This is a genomic window from Bradyrhizobium sp. 190 (genome assembly GCF_023073415.1).
Classification (GTDB): Bacteria; Pseudomonadota; Alphaproteobacteria; order Rhizobiales; family Xanthobacteraceae; genus Bradyrhizobium.
Window position 1 is genome coordinate 122,074 of record NZ_JADPJL010000008.1, and the last position, 18,755, is coordinate 140,828.

The 18,755-nt window shown below is 63.9% G+C and carries 14 protein-coding genes and 1 pseudogene; 11 read left to right on the forward strand and 4 right to left on the reverse strand.

Annotated features, from left to right (window positions below; all coding sequences use genetic code 11):
• The first annotated feature begins 11 nt into the window (after nt 1–11).
• From IVB22_RS04385 to IVB22_RS04420, 8 genes and pseudogenes are all read left to right on the forward strand, one after another.
• Nucleotides 12–2,785, forward strand: a pseudogene (locus IVB22_RS04385) (xanthine dehydrogenase family protein molybdopterin-binding subunit).
• A complete protein-coding gene (locus tag IVB22_RS04390; RefSeq protein ID WP_247516088.1) occupies nt 2,782–3,306 on the forward strand; it encodes a (2Fe-2S)-binding protein in 525 nt (174 codons plus the stop codon). The pseudogene IVB22_RS04385 and the gene IVB22_RS04390 overlap by 4 nt, the downstream one beginning before the upstream one ends.
• A 22-nt stretch (nt 3,307–3,328) precedes the next feature.
• A complete protein-coding gene (locus IVB22_RS04395; RefSeq protein WP_247516089.1) occupies nt 3,329–3,946 on the forward strand; it encodes an Isoquinoline 1-oxidoreductase subunit in 618 nt (205 codons plus the stop codon).
• 119 nt (nt 3,947–4,065) lie between these two features.
• A complete protein-coding gene (locus IVB22_RS04400) occupies nt 4,066–5,133 on the forward strand; it encodes an ABC transporter substrate-binding protein (protein WP_247516090.1) in 1,068 nt (355 codons plus the stop codon).
• Between the two features lie 5 nt (nt 5,134–5,138).
• Nucleotides 5,139–6,512 carry an MmgE/PrpD family protein gene (locus IVB22_RS04405; protein ID WP_247516091.1) on the forward strand — a complete coding sequence of 458 codons (1,374 nt, stop codon included), beginning with the start codon at nt 5,139–5,141 and terminating at the stop codon, nt 6,510–6,512.
• 6 nt (nt 6,513–6,518) lie between these two features.
• Nucleotides 6,519–7,271, forward strand: coding sequence for a 3-oxoacyl-ACP reductase family protein (locus IVB22_RS04410; RefSeq protein WP_247516092.1), 753 nt, complete (start codon nt 6,519–6,521; stop codon nt 7,269–7,271).
• A gap of 84 nt (nt 7,272–7,355) precedes the next feature.
• Nucleotides 7,356–9,464: a molybdopterin oxidoreductase family protein gene (locus IVB22_RS04415; RefSeq protein ID WP_247516093.1), complete on the forward strand. Its 2,109-nt coding sequence runs from the start codon at nt 7,356–7,358 to the stop codon at nt 9,462–9,464.
• Nucleotides 9,465–9,535: 71 nt separating this feature from the next.
• A complete protein-coding gene (locus IVB22_RS04420; RefSeq protein ID WP_247516094.1) occupies nt 9,536–10,318 on the forward strand; it encodes an enoyl-CoA hydratase/isomerase family protein in 783 nt (260 codons plus the stop codon).
• On the opposite strand, the gene IVB22_RS04425 is transcribed toward IVB22_RS04420, so the two are convergent.
• From IVB22_RS04425 to IVB22_RS04435, 3 genes are all read right to left on the reverse strand, one after another.
• Nucleotides 10,319–10,747: a heme-binding protein gene (locus IVB22_RS04425; protein WP_247516095.1), complete on the reverse strand. Its 429-nt coding sequence runs from the start codon at nt 10,745–10,747 to the stop codon at nt 10,319–10,321.
• Complete coding sequence (locus IVB22_RS04430; protein WP_247516096.1) at nt 10,740–13,718, reverse strand: FAD-binding and (Fe-S)-binding domain-containing protein; 2,979 nt, start codon at nt 13,716–13,718, stop codon at nt 10,740–10,742. Before IVB22_RS04430 ends, IVB22_RS04425 begins: the two co-directional genes overlap by 8 nt.
• Nucleotides 13,719–13,811: 93 nt before the next feature.
• On the reverse strand, nt 13,812–14,543 hold the full coding sequence (locus IVB22_RS04435; protein ID WP_247516939.1) for a GntR family transcriptional regulator: 732 nt from the start codon (nt 14,541–14,543) through the stop codon (nt 13,812–13,814).
• Between the two features lie 119 nt (nt 14,544–14,662).
• Between IVB22_RS04435 and IVB22_RS04440 the strand changes: the two genes are divergently transcribed.
• From IVB22_RS04440 to IVB22_RS04450, 3 genes are all read left to right on the forward strand, one after another.
• Complete coding sequence (locus tag IVB22_RS04440) at nt 14,663–15,865, forward strand: alanine--glyoxylate aminotransferase family protein (protein ID WP_247516097.1); 1,203 nt, start codon at nt 14,663–14,665, stop codon at nt 15,863–15,865.
• A 137-nt stretch (nt 15,866–16,002) separates the two neighbouring features.
• Nucleotides 16,003–17,202: an alanine--glyoxylate aminotransferase family protein gene (locus IVB22_RS04445; RefSeq protein WP_247516098.1), complete on the forward strand. Its 1,200-nt coding sequence runs from the start codon at nt 16,003–16,005 to the stop codon at nt 17,200–17,202.
• A 34-nt stretch (nt 17,203–17,236) separates the two neighbouring features.
• A complete protein-coding gene (locus tag IVB22_RS04450) occupies nt 17,237–18,034 on the forward strand; it encodes an enoyl-CoA hydratase/isomerase family protein (RefSeq protein WP_247516099.1) in 798 nt (265 codons plus the stop codon).
• A gap of 33 nt (nt 18,035–18,067) precedes the next feature.
• On the opposite strand, the gene IVB22_RS04455 is transcribed toward IVB22_RS04450, so the two are convergent.
• Entirely contained in the window at nt 18,068–18,397 is a 330-nt protein-coding gene (locus IVB22_RS04455; RefSeq protein WP_247516100.1) for a hypothetical protein, read from the reverse strand.
• Nucleotides 18,398–18,755 lie beyond the last annotated feature (358 nt).

Below are 18,755 nucleotides of genomic sequence, written 5' to 3' on the forward strand. Positions count from 1 at the left end.
GAGGTAACGGCATGCGGCCTTCGCGGCGCGAGTTTCTGAACTGGGTATCGGCGAGCGGCATTGCGCTCAGCCTTGCGCGTCTCGGTGCGGCGGAAGCCGCTGGCCTGCCGCCGCGCGCGTCGCTTCCGGGGCGCGCGAACTGGAACCCGGCCGCCAATGGCGCGGGCCGCGTCGACGGCGCGGCCAAGGTAACCGGCGCGAAGCTCTACGCATCCGACTTCCGTGCCGCCGATCTTCCGGGCTGGCCGGCCAATACCTCGCACGCGATGCTCATCCGCGCGCCGGATGCGACACACGTTTATCTTGGAATGGATCTTGCGCGGCTTGGCGGCGCGATGAAACCGTCGGTCGTGGTGACATCAGCCGATCTCGACAAGATCGGCACGCGCGTTCCCGAATTCTACACCGGCGACTTGTTCTGCCCGGTCGGCAAGACACCGCTCTATCTGGGGCAGCCAGTCGGGCTGTTGATCTTCGAGACGTTCGACGCCTTCGATCAGGCGCGCCTCGCCTTGCGCGATGGAACGTTCGTGAGGTTCGGCGAGGAAACCGGCCCCGTTGCCATGCCGGCCTATGGCGCCTATCGCTTCACGCGCGTGGCGGGTCCGACGCCGGAAGCGCCCGATGTCTATTCGCCGATCCTGGCCGGCTGGGTCAGCCCGGGACGGTCGCAGAACGCGCCGTTTCCGATATGGTCGCCGGCTGCGAAGGACACCGAGGCTTCCTACGCCAAGGCCGCGATCCATGGCGAGCGGATCCGGGCTGAACTGGCGGCCAAAAATCCGAATCTTCTGGTGCTCGATCGCGAGTTCGAAACCCAATCGGTCGATCCGATGTTCCTCGAACCGGAGACCGGCCTCGCGTGGTACAGCAGGAACAGCGGCAGCCTCGAGCTCGTGCTTGGCGTGCAGTCGCCCTATGAGGCGGCGGAGTCGATCGCGCATCTGCTTGGCGAGGCCCGCGCTCCCTTTAAGCCGATGCAGATCAATACGCAGTTCACCTATATGGGCGGCGGCTTCGGCGGTCGCGATCACACGCCGTTTGTGCTGTATGTGGCGCTGGCGGCGATGTTCTTCCCCGGTCATCCCGTGCGGCTGGCGCATGACCGCTATCAGCAGTTTCAGGGCGGTATCAAGCGCCACGCCTTCAAGATGCGTTCGCGGATCGGGGTCGATCGGGCAAGCGGAAAAATTCAGGCTTTCGCTGCGGACCACGTCCTCGATGGCGGCGGCCTGGCCAATTTCTCGATCAATGTGGCAACCGTCGGCGCGACCGCCGCGATCGGCATTTATGATGTGCTGAAGGTCGACGTGACCACGGTTGCCGTTCATTCGCGCGGAGTGACCGCGGGATCGATGCGCGGTTACGGCACGCTGCAAACGATGACTGCACTGGAAGCGCTGGTTGACGAAGTGGCGGCTGCCCTGCCGCTTGATCCGATCGAGTTCCGGCGGCGCAATGCGCTCGCGCCCAAGGGCCGGACCATGACGGGCAATCCCTACGGCGTTTCGGTCCGCACCACTGAAATCCTCGACAAGCTCGAGAAGTATCCGATCTGGCAGCAGCGCGCGCGGCAGAAATCGGCCGCGCCGCAGGGCATGCTCGTCGGCACCGGCGTTGCGTGTGTCACCAAGGATTACGGCACCGGCGCCGATTGTTCGCTGGGACGTGTCGAACTGTCTCCCGACGGCAAAATCACGATCTATTGCGATCATACCGAGATGGGCAACGGCATCGGCACCGCGCTTGCCAACCGGGTCGCGATTCATCTCGGTGCGGTCGCGGACGAGGTCTCGGTGGCGCGTGTCGACACATATGACGCGCTCGGATTGGTCACGTCGGGTGATCCCTATACGATGGACCAGAAGACACAGGACGCCGCGGAGAAAAATCTGCGCTGGGTGCCGGCGATCAGTTCGGCGACCAGTGCCTCGATCGGCGCGCATGTCGGTACCCACTCGGCCGCCGAAGCCGCGCGCGTCATCTTCCGTTTCGGGCTGTGGCCGGCGGCGCTGGAACTATGGCGCATCGCTGCGAACGATCCGCGCGCAAGGACTGGGCGAAGGCGCAATGGAAGGACGGGCAACTCGTCATGCCCGGTCTTGCGCCGTTGCCGCTGGCGACCATCGCCGCAAGAGCGCATGCGCGCAATCTCGTGACCGGGGCAGTGGCGCATAGCTTTTCCCGATGGGAATGGTCGCGCGCGCGTTTTCCTCTTTTTGGCGAACAGTATCGCGCCGAGATCGACGCGCTGGCCTTGCGCAGGGGCAACGGCAAGTTCGAGCGCATCAACCGCGTCCGCGTCAAATTCCCGCCGACCGACAACAACCGGATCGGCACCAGCTATACCTCGATGTGCGGCACGCTGGTCCGCATCGAGATCGAGCGCGCCACCGGCACGCTGCGCATTGCCAAAGCCTACAGCGTCTTCGAATGCGGCAAGGCGCTGGTGCCCGAGGTAGTGATGGGGCAGGCGCAGGGTGGCTTTGCGATGGGCGTCGGCTATGCCTTGCTTGAGACGCTGCCACCCTTCGAAGGCGGCCCCGGCAACGGCCAGTGGAATCTCGGGCAATACCTCGTCGCGCGCGGATCCGATCTGCCGCTGCACGACCTCGAAATCGAAATGCTGCCGCCGCTGACCCCGGATGAGCCGCCGAAAGGCATGGCTGAGGTCGTGATGGTTCCGGTGGTGCCCGCCATCCTGAATGCGATTTTCGACGCGACCGGCCGCCGGTTTCAGTCCCTGCCGGTGACGACCAGCCTGCTCAAGGGAGTTTTGGCGTGACCAAACTGAGTCTCACGATCAACGGCCGGGCGTACGGACCGGTCGAGGTGCGCGACGAACTCTCGATGAACGATTTCCTGCGCGAATATCTCGGCATGACCGGCACCAAGTTCGGCTGCGGCGCCGCGCAGTGCCTGAGTTGCGCCGTGATCGTCGATGATCCCGACGGCACCAGCTGCACCAGCCCGACCTGCATCGCCTCGGCAGCAAGTTTTGACGGCAAGACGATCCGCACCGTCGAGGGGCTTGCCAGGGATGGCGAACTCTCCGAGCTGCAGAAGGCCTTCATCCGGCACTTTGCCTTCCAGTGCGGCTATTGCACCGCGGGCTTCCTCAACGAGGGGCAAGTTCTGCTGGAGCGTCTGGCCAAGGCGCCCGTGAAACGCGCTGATCTCGAAAGCACCATCGCTGAAGCGCTCGATGGCCACATCTGCCGCTGCACCGGCTACGTCAAATACCACGAGGCCGTGCGGGATGTGATCCTTGCAGATTCCAGGCGCTATCTCGTGGCCAACCAGTGAGCGGACGCGAAGGGCATTCGATATGAAATCGGAATTGCGGTTTCAGCTTGCGGCCGCCGTCCTCGCGGTCGCGGCGAGCATGACTACCGGTTACGCCGTCTCCCAGACTGCACCGCAATCGCTTGCGAGCCCGGAAAGCTTTGCGTCGATATCGGATACGGACGCACGATCGGCGGCCATGTTTAGTGAGCTGGGCAAGGTGCTGACCCATCCGCGCTGCACGAATTGCCATCCCGCAACCGATCGGCCGAGGCAAGGCGACGAGGGGCGGCTGCACCAGCCGCCGGTCACGCGTGGCGCGGACGGCCATGGCCTTCCGGCGATGCGCTGCTCGACTTGCCACAAGCATGCGAACTTCGAACCCGGCCGTATGCCGGGCCATCCGGAATGGCACCTCGCACCGCGCGAAATGGCGTGGGAGGGCAAGACCGTCGCCGAAATCTGCGCCCAGCTCAAGGACCCTGCACGCAATGGCGGGCGCAAGCTCGAGGAACTCATCCATCATATCGGCGAAGACACGCTGGTTGGCTGGGCTTGGGCTCCCGGCGCCGGCCGCAGCCCCGTGCCCGGCACGCAGAAGCAAGCCGGAGCCCTGGTCGAGGCCTGGGTGAAGACCGGCGCGTCCTGTCCTGCGCAGTAGCATTTAGGCTTAGCTGCCATGGCCAGACGCTGCGGGCGATGGACAGTGGGCAATCCATAGGAATAATGCAGGGGGCTCAGGGGTACCTAACTTCGCCAACAGCGCGGGGATTCGAAAACATGAAACACCCAGGGATTTCCCGCCGCCATGTGCTGGCTGGCGCCGGCGCCGCTCTCGCAGGCGCAGCATTCTCCACGCGCGTCATGGCGGCTGCGCCGCCACCGGAAACCGTGACGCCGGCGTTGATCGAGGCGGCGAAGAAGGAAGGCAAGGTCATCTATTACACCTCGACCGATTTGCCGGTCGCGGAGAAACTGGCCAAGGCGTTCGAGGCGAAATATCCTGGCATCGCGGTGCGCGTTGAACGCACCGGCGCCGAGCGCCTGTTCCAGCGCATCGGCCAGGAATATTCCAGCAACATCCATGCCGTCGATATCGTGAACTCGTCCGATGCGGCGCATTTCATCGTCTGGAAGCGCGACGGCATTCTGGCGCCTTACGTGCCGGAAGACGTGGCAAAATTCTATCCGGCCGAGCACAAGGACCCCGACGGCCAGTTCGCGAGCTTTCGCGTCTGGCTCAGTATCATTGCCTACAACACCAAGCTGGTGAAGGCGGAGGACGCGCCGAAGAGCTTTGCCGATCTGCTCGATCCCAAATGGAAGGGCAAAATCGTCAAGGCGCATCCAGGCTACAGCGGCACCATCATGACCGCGACCTACCAGATGCAGCGCGATCTCGGCTGGAGCTTCTTCGAACAGCTTGCCAAGCAGAGCATCATGCAGGTGCAGTCATCGGCCGATCCACCGAAGAAGCTCGATCTCGGCGAGCGCGCGGTGATGGCTGACGGCAACGAATACAACATCTTCCAGATGAGGGAGGCGGGCCGTCCCGTTGAACCGGTTTATGCGACGGAAGGCTCGCCGATGATCATCGGACCAAACGGCGTCTTCAAGGATGCACCCAATCCGAATGCGGCAAGGCTGTTCCAGTCGTTCAGTCTCAGCCGCGAGGCCCAGCAACTGATCATCGATGTCGGAGGGCTCCGCTCGGTGCATTCGCAAACCGTCGAGAAGGCGGGGCGCAAGTCGCTCAAGGACATCAAGACCATGAAGGACGACGCCGCGGCGGTAGAGAGGGAGAGCGAGGCGATCAAGGCGCGCTACACAAAAATCTTCCGCATTTGACCGATATGGCCTCCGGATTGCCCAGGATTTCGGTCGCCGAAACGCTTGCCGAAAAGATCGCCGCGCTGCAATCCGGCGCATTGCGGGCTGCAACCGCGCGCAAATGCGAGGACCTGCTGACCGACGTGGTCGGGCTATGCGTCACCGCGCGCAACGAGGACTACGTCAGCAGCGCGCTGGCAGGTTGCGACGATGACGGCCCGTGCACCGCGATCGGTCACAGGCGCACGCTGAATGCGGCGGGCGCCGCCTTCGTCAACGGGACGGCCGCGCATGGTGAGGATTTCGACGACACCTTTGAGGGCGGCCCGGTCCATGCCGGCGCCGTGATCGTGCCGGCCGTGCTCGCTGCCTGCGAGCGGCATAACCCTGACGGCCGAATGGCGCTGATCGGGATCGCGGTCGGCACCGAAGTGCTGTGCCGGTTGAGCCTCGTGGTGCCAAAGGCCGTCCACAAGGCCGGTTTCCACCCGACGGCGGTCTTCGGCGCGATGGGCGCGGCTGCCGGTGTCGGCGCAGCGCTCGGCCTCAACGCCAGGCAGATCGTCGATGCGCTCGGCGTCGCCGGCAGCATGGCCGGCGGCATCATCGAATATCTTGCGGAAGGCGCCTGGACCAAACGGCTGCATGCCGGATGGGCGGCGCAATCGGGTATCGGCGCGGCGCTATTGGCGCGGGCAGGGTTCGTTGGCCCGCGCACGGTGTTCGAGGGGGTGCACGGGCTGTTCCACGGTTTCGCGCACACCACGGAGGGCGATTACGATGCGCTAACCGGCGATTTCGGCACGCGCTGGGTGACGGACACGCTGGCGTTCAAGCCTTATCCATGCGGGACGATGGCGCAGCCCTATATCGATTGCGCGCGCCGGCTGGCCGCGCGTGGCATCAAACCCGAGGATGTCACCGAGATCGTCTGCGAGGTGGCGGAGGGAACGGTGCACCGGCTATGGGAGCCGCTCGCCGACAAGCAACGTCCGCGCAACGGCTATGCCGCCAAGTTCGCCGTGCCTTATCTGTTGGCCACCGGATTCGTGCATGGCGGCGTCGGGCTCGGCGCCTTCACGGAACATGCGATCCGCGACGACCGCGTGTTGGCGCTCGCCGCCAAGGTGACGTTCGTGATCGACCCGGATAATCCGTATCCCAACAATTATACCGGCCACATCCGCGCCACCCTCCGTGGTGGCAGCGTGGTAGAAGAGCGTCAGCCTTACTTGCGCGGCGGCGCGCAGGAGCCGCTGACGCGGCAGGACGTGACCGACAAGTTCTTGCTCAACGCCGAGCATGGCGGCTGGAGCGCTGCACAATGCGATACGGCGTTGAAACTGATGGCGGGGCTGTATAATGGCCGCATCGACCTCTCCTCATTGCGCGGGTAGCTGCTCATGACAAAAGAACTCGCGGGCGAAGTCGCTGTCGTCACCGGCGCGGGCCGCAATATCGGCCGCGCGATTGCGCTGACGCTGGCAGAAGGCGGCGCGTCCGTGGTGGTGAATGCGCGCAGCAATCGCACCGAGGCGGAAGCCGTGGCTCGTGAGATCGAGGCGGCGGGCGGCAAAGCGCTGGTTCACATCGGCGACGTCGCCGACGCCGTGGCGGTGCAGGCCATGGCGGATGCGGCCGTCAAGCAATTCGGTCGTATCGATATCCTCGTCAATAACGCAGCGCTGCGGCGCGAGAAGCCGTTCGCCGAGATGAGCTATGCGGCGTGGCGCGAAATCCTCGACGTTACGCTCGACGGCACGTTCCTTTGCGTAAAAGCCTGCCTGCGGGCGCTGCGCAATTCGGGTGCGGGAACGATCGTCAATATCGGCGGCCTCAGCGCGCATACGGGCGCGAAGAATCGCGCGCATGTCGTGACGGCGAAGGCGGGCATCATCGGCCTGACGCGGGCGCTGGCCCACGACCTTGCCGATGACGGCATCACCGTGAACTGCGTGGTTCCCGGCCTGATCGGCACGCCACGGCCCAGGGACAAGCCGGAGCCGGCGCATCATCTGGCCCATCAGACCATCACCGGCAATCGGGGCCTGCCGGAAGACGTCGCCGCAACCGTGCGTTTTCTGTGCGGGCCCGGCGCGCGCTACATCAACGGGCAGGCCATCCACACCAATGGCGGCGCCTATTTGGGCACCTGACGCATGGCTAAGGGCCGTTTTTGCAGGTGCACTGCCGGACAAACCCTCTCGGCGATCGCAGCGTTTGATGGTACCTAGAAGCGCATGAACCAGCATGCCAAGGTCGATATCCGCCATTCCACCTGTCCGCACGATTGCCCGTCGGCCTGCGCGCTCGACATCGAGGTGATCGATGGCCGCTCGATCGGTCGGGTTCGCGGCTCCAAGGTTCAGACCTATACGGCGGGCGTCGTCTGCGCCAAGGTCGCGCGCTACGCCGAGCGCATTCATCATCCCGACCGGCTGCTCCATCCGATGCGCCGCACCGGTCCGAAGGGCTCCGGCCAGTTCGCGCGGATTTCCTGGGATGAATCACTGGACGAAATCGCCGCGCGCTTCGATCAGGCCGAGCGCGAATTCGGCGCTCAGTCTGTCTGGCCCTATTACTACGCCGGCACCATGGGGCTCGTCATGCGCGACGGCATCAATCGCCTCGCGCATGTGAAGAAGTATTCCCGTTTCTACGGCACCATCTGTGCGACCGTCGCCCGCATCGGGTTTGCCATCGGCACTGGCAAGATCGCTGGCGTCGACCCGCGCGAGATGGGGGTCTCCGATCTCGTTGTGATCTGGGGCACCAACCCGGTGAATACCCAGGTCAACGTGATGACCCATGCCTCGCGCGCCCGCAAGGAGCGCGGCGCGAAGATCGCGGCGATCGATGTCTACAACAACGACACGATGAAGCAGGCCGATATCAAGATTCTGCTCCGGCCGGGTACCGATGGCGCCTTCGCTTGCGGCGTCATGAACGTGTTGTTCCGCGAGGGTTACGCGGATCGCGCCTATATGGATCGCTACACCGATTGTCCTGACGAACTCGAGGCGCACCTCGCGACCCGCACACCGGAATGGGCTTCGGCGATCTCGGGCGTGCCGGTGGAAGAGATCGAGGCATTCGCGCGCGTTGTCGGCCAAACCAAGCGTTCGTTCTTTCGCCTCGGCTACGGCTTTACCCGCAGCCGCAACGGCGCGGCGCAGATGCACGCAGCGCTGTGCATCCCGGCGGTGACTGGCGCCTGGCAGTATGAAGGCGGCGGCGCTTTCTTCAACAATGCTTCGATCTGGAAGTTCGACGAATCCATCATCGAGGGGCATGACGCGATCGACCGCACGACCCGCTGGCTCGATCAGTCCCAGGTCGGGCGTATCCTGACCGGCGACGCCGAAGCCTTGAAGGGTGGACCGCCGGTCAAGGCGATGCTGATCCAGAATACCAACCCGGTGACGGTGGCGCCCGAACAGGCATTCGTGCGAAAGGGCTTTGCCCGCGAAGACTTGTTCGTGGCGGTGCACGAGCAGTTCATGACCGAGACGGCCGTCATGGCCGACATCGTGCTTCCGGCGACCATGTTCATGGAACATGACGATGTCTATTACGGTGGCGGCCACCAGCATATTTCGGTCGGCGCCAAGCTGATCGATCCGCCCGGCGAATGCCGTTCCAACCACGAGGTGCTGCAGGGCCTCGGCCGCCGCCTCAACGCGGTGCATCCCGGGTTTGAGATGACACCGCGCGAGTTGATCGACGCGACGCTGAAAAAGAGCGGTCACGGCGATATCGAAACGCTCGAAGCGGATCTATGGCGCGATATCCAGCCGGATTTTCGCACTTCCCATTATCTCGATGGCTTCGCGCACGCGGACAAGAAGTTCCATTTCAAGGCCGACTGGGCGAATCCGCCCGTCGGCAATCCGGGCCTGGGTCCCTGGGCGCAGATGCCGTCGCTGCCGGACCACTGGACCATCATCGAGGAAGCGGACGAGAAACATCCGTTCCGCCTCGCCACCTCGCCGTCGCGCAGCTATCTCAACACTAGTTTCAACGAGACGCCGGGATCGCAGGCTCGCGAGGGCGCGCCGACGGTGATGATGCATCCCGAAGACGCCGCAGCTCTCTCCATCATGGATGGCGACGCCGTGACGCTGGGCAATACGCGAGGCGAAACCACGCTGACCGTAAAGCTGTTTGACGGTGTGCGCCGCGGTGTGCTGATCGCCGAGTCCATCCATCCGAACAAGGCCCATATCGGCGGCCGCGGCATCAACATTCTGACCGGGGCCGAGGCCATTGCTCCCATCGGCGGTGCGGCATTCCATGACAACAAGGTCTGGGCAAAAAAAGCGGCGCCAGCCACTCCGCGCAAGAGCTAAAACGCCCTTGCAGTCCACCGTCGTCCTGCCGCAAATGCTTGCCAGCATTTGACGAAAAAGCGAGCGCGACAATGACCGATACAAGCAGCGTGATACGCGAAAAGCGCGGGCAGGCGTTCTGGATTACCATCAACCGGCCGGACAAGCGCAACGCCATCAATGCCGATGTGGTCGCCGGCATCGCCCGCGGCTATCGCGAAGCGCATGACGACAAGGATGTCCGCGTCATCGTGCTGACGGGGGCAGGCGACAAGGCGTTCTGCGCCGGCGCCGACCTGCAGAACAGTGGCGCGGCCTTTGCGATGGATTTTTCCAGGCCGAATGTCGACTACGCCGATCTGCTGCGGCTGTCGCAGAACGCCACCAAGCCCGCAATCGCACGGGTGGGTGGCGTCTGCATGGCCGGCGGCATGGGGTTGTTGTGCATGACCGACATGGCGGTCGCCGCCGATCATGTGATTTTCGGTTTGCCCGAAGTGAAGGTCGGCGTGTTCCCGATGCAGGTGCTGAGCCTGCTGCAGTCGGTCGCGCCAAAGCGGCTGGTCAGCGAATGGTCACTGACTGGCGAGCCGTTCGATGCGCAGACAGCCAAGGAAGCGGGCCTCTTGAACTACGTCGTGCCCTCGGCCGAACTGGACGCCAAGGTCGATTGGCTGGTCAGCCGCATCGTCGACAAGTCGCCGACCGCGATCCGGCGCGGCAAATATGCGATGCGGGCGATCGCCTCGATGTCGTTCGACGAGAGCATCGCCTACACTGAGAGCCAGATCGCGTTGCTGGCGATGACGGAAGACGCCAAGGAAGGCCTCAAGGCTTTCGGTGAGAAGCGCAAACCGTCTTGGCCCGGGCGCTGACTATCCCGTGCTGGCTTTCAGTCCGGCGGCTTCGATGCCCGCGACGGCGCAGATCTCGTCATTGTCAGACGTGTCGCCGCTGACGCCGACGGCGCCGAGCAGGCCACCGTCACCCTGGATCAGCACGCCGCCGGGCACCGGCACGAGGCGGCCTTGCGCCATCGTGTTCACCGCACTGACGAAGTAGGCCTGCTCCTGCGCGCGCTGGAACAGCGCCCGCGATCCCATGCCCATCGCAAGTGCACCATAGGCCTTGCCATGCGCAATCTCGGCCCGCATCAGGCTGGTGCCGTCCTGCGCCGCCGTGACCTTCACGCAGCCGCGGGCATCCAGAATGGTGATGACCAACGGCTTCAGTTTCTTCTCGACGCCCTTGGCAAGCGCGGCATCGAGAATCTTGCGGGCGACGTCGAGGGTGAGTTCAGCCATGAATGGTTTCCTTTGTGGCAGGTGATGGGAGTGAATTCGTTGTTGCGCGGTCGAGGCTCATTGCGAGCACGCGCGCGACATGAAGGGCAGGGCGTTCGCTGCCGTCCTTGATCTGATGCCGGCATGAAGTGCCGTCGGCAACGATCAATGTGGCCGCATCGGCGCGGCGTACCGCCGGCAGCAGCGACAGTTCGGCCATTTCCATCGAGGCCTGGTAGGTGTCGGCGCCGTAGCCGAAGGCGCCGGCCATCCCGCAGCAACTGGATTCGATGGTTTCGACGCCAAGATCAGGAATGAGACGAAGTACCTTTTCGACCGGCTTGAACGCGCCGAATGATTTTTGATGGCAGTGGCCGTGAACGAGCGCTTGTGCCTGGATAGCGCCGAGCGGCAGCTTGAGGCGGCCGGCCTCCGCCTCGCGGACCAGAAATTCTTCGAACAGCAAAGCATGCGCGCTGACGCTCCTGGCATCATTGTCCGAGCGCAGCGAGAGCAGTTCGTCGCGCAGCGTCAGGAGACAGCTCGGCTCCAGCCCGACGATCGGCACGCCGCGCGCGGCGAATGGGGCGTAGGTCGCGACCAGCCTGTCCAGTTCTCTGCGCGCCTGTTCGACGAGGCCCGCGGAGAGGAATGTCCGCCCGCAGCACAGCGGACGGTCGCGGCCCACGGGCCTTGGAATATGCACGCGATATCCGCCTTCAAGCAAAACACGCAAGGCGGCGTCGAGATTTTCGCGCTCATAGATGCGGTTGAATGTGTCGGCGAACAGCACGACCTCGCGGCCATCCGCCGGGCCGAAGACCTCAGCGTCAGCCTTGAACACGTCGCGGCGGAACGCGGGCAGGGCGCGCTTCGCGCTGATGCCGGCAAACTTCTCGAACAGTGCACGCAGCAACGGATTGTTGTTGCGCCAATTGGCGAGCGGGGCGAAGCGGGAGGCCAGCTCCGCATAGTGCGGCAGATAGCCGACCAGCCGGTCGCGCAGCGAAAGGCCGTGTTTCTCGGCGCGGGCGGCCAACACCTCGATCTTCATCTTGGCCATGTCGACGCCGGTTGGGCATTCATGGCGGCACGCCTTGCAGGATACGCAAAGCTTGAGCGTATCCATCATCTCATCGGAAGCCAGCGCGTCCGGTCCGATCTGGCCCGAGATCGCGAGCCGCAGCGTGTTGGCGCGGCCTCGCGTTACGTCCTTCTCATTGCGGGTCGCGCGGTAGGACGGACACATCACGCCGCCCTCGAGCTTGCGGCAGGCGCCGTTGTTGTTGCACATCTCGACCGCGCCCTGAAAACCGCCGCCGGCGCCGGGATAGGCCGACCAGTCAAGCACGGTCTTCAGCCCGCCTATGCGATAGTCCGGCCGATAACGAAACAGCGAACGATCGTCCATATTTGGCGGATCGACGATCTTGCCGGGATTGAGCAGATTGTCCGGGTCGAAGCGCTGCTTGACCTCCCGGAAATCGGCAACGATGCGGGAGCCGAACATCGCTTCGTGAAACTCGGAACGAACCAGGCCGTCGCCATGTTCGCCGGAGTGCGAGCCCTTGTACTCGCGCACCATCTCGAACGTCTCTTCGGCGATGGCCCGCATCGCCTTGACGTCCTTTTCGAGCTTCAAATTGAGGACAGGCCGCACGTGCAGACAGCCTTCGGACGCGTGTGCATACATGGTGCCACGCGTGCCGTGTTTGGCGAAGATGGCGTTGAGCCGTTCGGTATAATCGGCGAGGTGCGGCAGCGGCACGGCGCAATCCTCGACAAAGGAGACCGGCTTGCCCTCCTGCTTCATCGACATCATGACGTTGAGGCCGGCGGCGCGGAAATCGGCAATGCCGGCCTGCAGCGCGGGTTCGGTGATCTCGACCACGCCGCCCCATTTGCGTTGCGGCCTGTCCCAGCCAAAACCGAGGTCGGCCATCAGCTCTCCGAGCTGTTTCAGGCGATGCAGGTTTTCGGCCTGGTCTTCCTCGGCGAACTCCACGACCAGTACCGCGTCGGGATCCCCGCGCACGGCGGTAGCGATGATCGGCTGGAACATTGCGATGTCGCGGCCGAGCGCAATCATGGTGCGGTCGACCAATTCCACCGCGATCGGCCGCAGTTTCACCAGATGCTGCGCCGCATCCATCGCCTCGTAAAAACTGCCGAAATGGCAGACGCCCAGCACCTTGTTGCGAATCACAGGCCACAGTTTGAGTTCGACCCGCGTGGTGAACGCCAGCGTGCCTTCGGAGCCGACCAGCAGATGCGCCATGTTGTTCGGCGCATTGCGCGGCACCAGCGCATCGAGATTGTAGCCGCCGACGCGACGCTGCACCTTTGGAAATCGCTCCGATATTTCCGCGGCCTCGCGCTCGCCGAGATCGAGCATGTCCCGGAACAGTTCGAGGCCGGTCTGGGGCGAGTTCACCCGCGCCAGATCCCGCGGCACCTCGCCGAAATGCAAGCGCATGCCGTCGGCCAGCGCCGCATCCATCGACAGCGTGTTGTCGCGCATGGTGCCGTAGCGCAGCGAACGCCCGCCGCAGGAATTGTTGCCGGCCATGCCGCCGATGGTGGCGCGCGAGGCGGTGGAGACGTCGACCGGAAACCACAGTCCGTGCTTTTTGAGCTGGCGGTTGAGATCGTCGAGCACGATGCCGGGTTCGACCACGCAAGTGCGGTTTTCGACGTCGAGCGAGAGGACGCGGTTCAGGTGCTTGGAGAAGTCGACGACGATTCCCTCATTGACGGTCTGGCCGCATTGCGAAGTGCCACCGCCGCGCGGGGTGACGACCAGGCCCTCGTCGCGGGCGATCGCAAGCGCGTTTAGCGCCTCATCGATGGTACGCGGGATCACGACCCCGAGCGGCATGATCTGGTAGAACGACGCGTCGGTGGCGTAGCGGCCGCGGTCGAAGGCGCCGAAAAGGACGTCGCCGGTCATGTTTGACCGCAGGCGTCGCTCGAGTGTTGAGGCGTTCTTCATCCCAAATCCAAAGCGATCCAAGAGGGCCGTGGTAACCCCTCAATTATGCACTTTTCATAGGGCGAATTACATTATGAATTCATAATCGGCAAGTTAGCCACCTGCGCTCGTTGCTGCGGTGGCACCACGAGCCGCGGCCAGATGTTCAATGGCGGCGGTTCGCTTGTTGCGCAAGTGCTGGAACAGGATGTCGCTCAGCTCGCTTGCGGCGCGACGGCGAAGCGCATCCAGGATCGCTTCGTGCTCGCGCATGGCTTCGCCCCAGCGCTGCCGCTTGCGCGCGAAATTGGCGGAATAGCGGACGCGGCGGATCCGGCCGGCAAAATTGGCGTAGGCCGCGCGCAGGGTCTCGTTGCGCGCGGCAGCAACGATGCTCTCGTGGATGCGCTGGTTGGCCTGAAAATAACCGTGCATGTCGCTATTGAGGTAATAGCCGTACATCTCATAATGCAGCCGCTCGACCGCGGCGACTTCCTCGTCCGTGATGGCCTCGCAGGCAAGACGTCCGGCGAGGCTTTCCAGGCCGGCCATGACGTCGAAAAGCTCTTCCAGATCCCGCTCGCTAAGCTGGCGTACGCGTGCGCCGCGGTTGGGCAGGAGTTCGATCAAGCCTTCAGCAGCCAAAACCTTGAGCGCCTCGCGCAGCGGCGTCCTGGAGATTCCAAGCATCTCGCAGAGTTGCCGTTCGGGAACGCGTGCGCCCTCTGGAATGTTGCCTTCGACCACGTAATCGCGAAGCCGCAGCAGGATTTCGCCGTGCAGCGAGGCCTCCTGGCGGTCGGACTGGGTGATCGGCATCCCGTTTTCGGGAATCGTGGATTTCATTTGCATAAGGGTAGTTTGCGGAATCTGCGGCGTCGATGATCTAAATAGAATACCAAAAATAGGTTGAAAAGACAAAAAATGAATGCAAAATGGGTCTCGAGGCGCTTTGGGAGGTTATCATGCGGCAAGGACGGCATTTTCTGCAGATTCCAGGGCCCAGCCCGGTCCCGGACCGGGTTCTCCGCGCCATGGACATGCCGGTGATCGATCACCGCAGCGCCCAGTTCGCCGAACTTGGCCGGGCGGTCCTGGAGGGGAGCCAGAGGATTTTCCAGACTGCTGGACCGGTGATGATCTTCCCGTCGTCAGGGACAGGCGCCTGGGAGGCCGCGATCGTCAACACCCTGTCGCCGGGCGACAAGGTGTTGATGGTGGAGACCGGTCACTTCGCCACCCTGTGGCGCCAGATGGCCGCGCGCTGGGGAATTGACGTCGACTTCTTGCCCGGCGACTGGCGACGTGGCGCAGACCCGGCGGGCATCGAAGAAAGGCTGGCGCGTGACACATCGCATGCGCTCAAGGCGGTGATGGTCGTTCACAACGAAACCTCAACCGGCGCCACCAGCCGGATCGGCGAAATCCGCGCGGCGATGGACCGGGTCGGTCATCCGGCCTTGCTGATGGTCGACACCATCTCCTCGCTCGGGTCGGTCGACTACCGGCATGACGAATGGAAGGTCGACGTCAGCGTCAGCTGCTCACAGAAGGGATTCATGCTGCCGCCCGGTCTGGGCTTCAACGCGATCTCGGACAAGGCCCGTGCTGCTGCGAAGACCAACAGAATGCCGCGGTCGTATTGGGATTGGGAGGAAATGCTAAAGCCGAATGTGAACGGCTTCTTCCCGTACACCCCGGCGACCAATTTGCTTTACGGCCTGCGCGAGGCCATCGCGATGCTGCTTGAGGAGGGGCTCGACAACGTCTTCGTGCGCCATCAGCGGCTCGCTGCCGCGACGCGCGCCGCCGTCAATCACTGGGGTCTCGAGGTGCTCTGCCAGGAGCCAAAGGACTTTTCCCCTGTTCTCACCGCCGTGCTGATGCCGCCGGGGCATGACGCCGACCAGTTCCGCAAGGTAGTGCTCGACAACTACAACATGTCGCTCGGGTCCGGATTGTCGAAGGTGGCCGGCAAGGTGTTCCGCATCGGTCATCTCGGCGAATGCAACGAGCTGACCTTGCTCGCTGCGCTGACGGGCGTGGAGATGGGATTGTCGGTCGCCGGGATTCCGTACCGGGCCGGCGGCGTCGATGCCGCGATGAAGTATCTGGAGCAGCGCCCGCAAGGCAATTCCCCGGCGCATCTCAAGGTCGTCGGCAGCTAGCCGGCAGCTCGCGCCTGCCCGCGGGCACCGCTCCAGCCCGCCTCCATATGCATTGACGTGCCGCGTCCGGCGGGCGACAAGCCCGCCAAATGGTGATATTCGGGCGGCTCGAAACGCCCAGACCGGGAAGGACGCCCATGACTGTGCATACTGGACGGCATTTTCTGCAGATTCCGGGACCGACCAACGTGCCGGACCGGGTGCTGCGCGCGATGGACATGCCGACCATGGACCACCGGGGTCCGGAATTTGCCGAGATCGGATACGCCGCGCTGGCGGCCATGCAGCGGGTGTTTCGCACCAAGCAGCCGGTGATCATCTACCCGTCGTCCGGCACCGGCGCCTGGGAGGCAGCCCTCGTCAATACGCTGCAGCCCGGCGACAAGGTTCTGATGGGGGAAACCGGGCAGTTCGCCGTGCTGTGGCGCGGCATCGCCGAAAAGTTCAAGCTCGAGGTTGATTTCCTGCCCGGTGACTGGCGTCACGGCGCCGATCTCGAGCAGATCGAGGCGCGGCTGTCGGCCGACAAGGCGCACAAGATCAAGGCCGTGTGCGTGGTTCACAACGAGACCTCGACCGGCTGCGTCACTCATCCGCAGGAAGTCCGCAAAATTCTCGACCGCGTCAACCATCCCGCGCTGCTGATGGTCGACACCATCTCGGGTTTGGGATCGCTGGAATATGAGCACGATGCCTGGGGCATCGACGTGTCGGTGGCCGGATCGCAGAAGGGCCTGATGCTGCCGCCGGGTCTTGGCTTCAACGCCGTCTCGGAAAAGGCGCTTGCGGTGGCGAAGGCGAACCCCGCGATGCGCTCCTATTGGGATTGGCAGGAAGTCATCGCCATTAACAAGGCAGGCACCTGGCCCTACACACCCGCGACCAATTTGCTGTTCGGCTTGCGCGAAGCGGTCAAGATGCTCGAGGAAGAGGGACTGGAGAACGTTTTCGCCCGCCACAAGCGCCACAGCGCCGCGACGCGCGCGGCGATCAAGGTGTGGGGCCTGGAAACGCAATGCCAGGAGCAGGGCGCGCACTCGCCCGCGCTGACCGGCGTCGTCGTGCCGGAAGGCCATGACGCGGACCATTTCCGCAAGGTCGTGCTGGAAAATTTCGATATGTCGCTCGGCACCGGCCTGAACAAGATCAAGGGCAAGGTGTTCCGGATCGGTCATATCGGACACTTCAACGACCTGATGCTGATGGGCACGCTGTCGGGCGTCGAGATGGGTCTCGATCTCGCCAAGGTGCCGCATCGCGGCGGCGGCGTGCTGGCGGCGATGGAAGTGCTCAAGGGACGCGACGTCGTCGCGATGCCGAAGGCTGCCGTTGCCTGAGATCGTTTGACCGAAACAAAAACAGAGAGCTGCGATGAACGCTCCGGTAGCTGCGACCGAAGACCTGATCTATTCCGTCGAGGACGGCATCGCCCGGCTGACGTTCAACCGTCCGCAGGCGCGCAATGCGCTGACCTTTGCCATGTACGAGCAAATGGCTGTTATCTGCGAGACCATCAACAATGATCGCTCCATCAAGGCGATGATCCTGACCGGCGCCGGCGACAAGGCGTTCGCGTCGGGCACCGACATCTCGCAGTTCCGGGCCTTCAAGACCGCACAGGATGCGCTCGATTATGAAGCGCGGATCGATCGCGTGCTCGGCGCGCTGGAGGCGTGCCGGGTGCCGACGATCGCGGCGATTGCCGGCGCCTGCACCGGCGGCGGCGCGGGGATCGCGGCGTGCTGCGACATCCGTATCGGCACCGAGACGACGCGGATGGGCTTTCCGATCGCGCGCACGCTCGGCAATTGCCTGTCGATGTCCAATATCTCCAGGCTCGTTTCGCTGGTCGGCCCGGCGCGAACCAAGGATCTGATCTTCAAGGCACGACTGGTCGAGGCGCCGGAAGCACTGGCGCTCGGGCTGCTCAATGAGGTCGTGCCTGATGTCGCGACGCTGCAGCGCCGCGCCGACGAAACTGCGAAGCTCGTTGCCGGCCATGCGCCGATCACGCTCGAAGTCACCAAGGAAGCGGTGCGCCGCATCCGGCGGACGCTGACGCGCGACGAGGGCGAGGACCTGATCCTGCGCGCCTATATGAGCGAGGATTTCCGCGAGGGCATGGACGCGTTCCTCAACAAGCGCACACCGAACTGGAAGGGCAAGTAGGGTCACAAGCAGCGCGCCGGCCTCTACCGCCCACTATGGTTTGGCAGCCCTCCTCGCCAGCTCCATGCCCAGATCGAGCGCTGCAATACCTATTCTGTCTGACGGCGTGGTGAGGCAGCGGCGATCCATCCACGCGATGATCGCGTCGAAGTCGCCACCACCAACCATGTCCCGTTCGCCGCTGATGTTCAGGCCGCTGATGAATCCAACCAGCCAGGATTCAAAGCTTCCTTTGACGACCGCATTCTTTTTGCGGTTGGTCCAAGCCGTGCAGGTTTGAGAGCCCGCACCGATGATTGAGGAACCGGCGTCCGCGGCGGTGGCAAGACAGGCCAGGAGCAAACCAATCGCGAACGCCTTCATGCTTTTTCGTCGACCCTCATTCGTTGGATCGTAGCGCAGTAGGACGGCTACTTTTTGAGACAAAGACCAATGGCCGGACCGCTGCCGCACTTGGCGCCGTCGGGTGCACCGCCAGACGGACAGAACACCGACACCAGGTTTTCATTTGCATCGCAGCTGACGTCGCTGTTGGCCTGAACCGACCTGATGGAAGCGGCTGCCGGTCCGGGATCGCCCTTTGCGCCGGGCGCACCCTGCGGTCCCTGTGGCCCTTGGGGACCCTGTGGCCCTTGAGCGCCCTGTTGCCCTTGCGGGCCGGGCACGCCTTGCAATCCCTGCGCGCCCTGCGGCCCGGCTGGTCCTTGCGGGCCGGCATCCC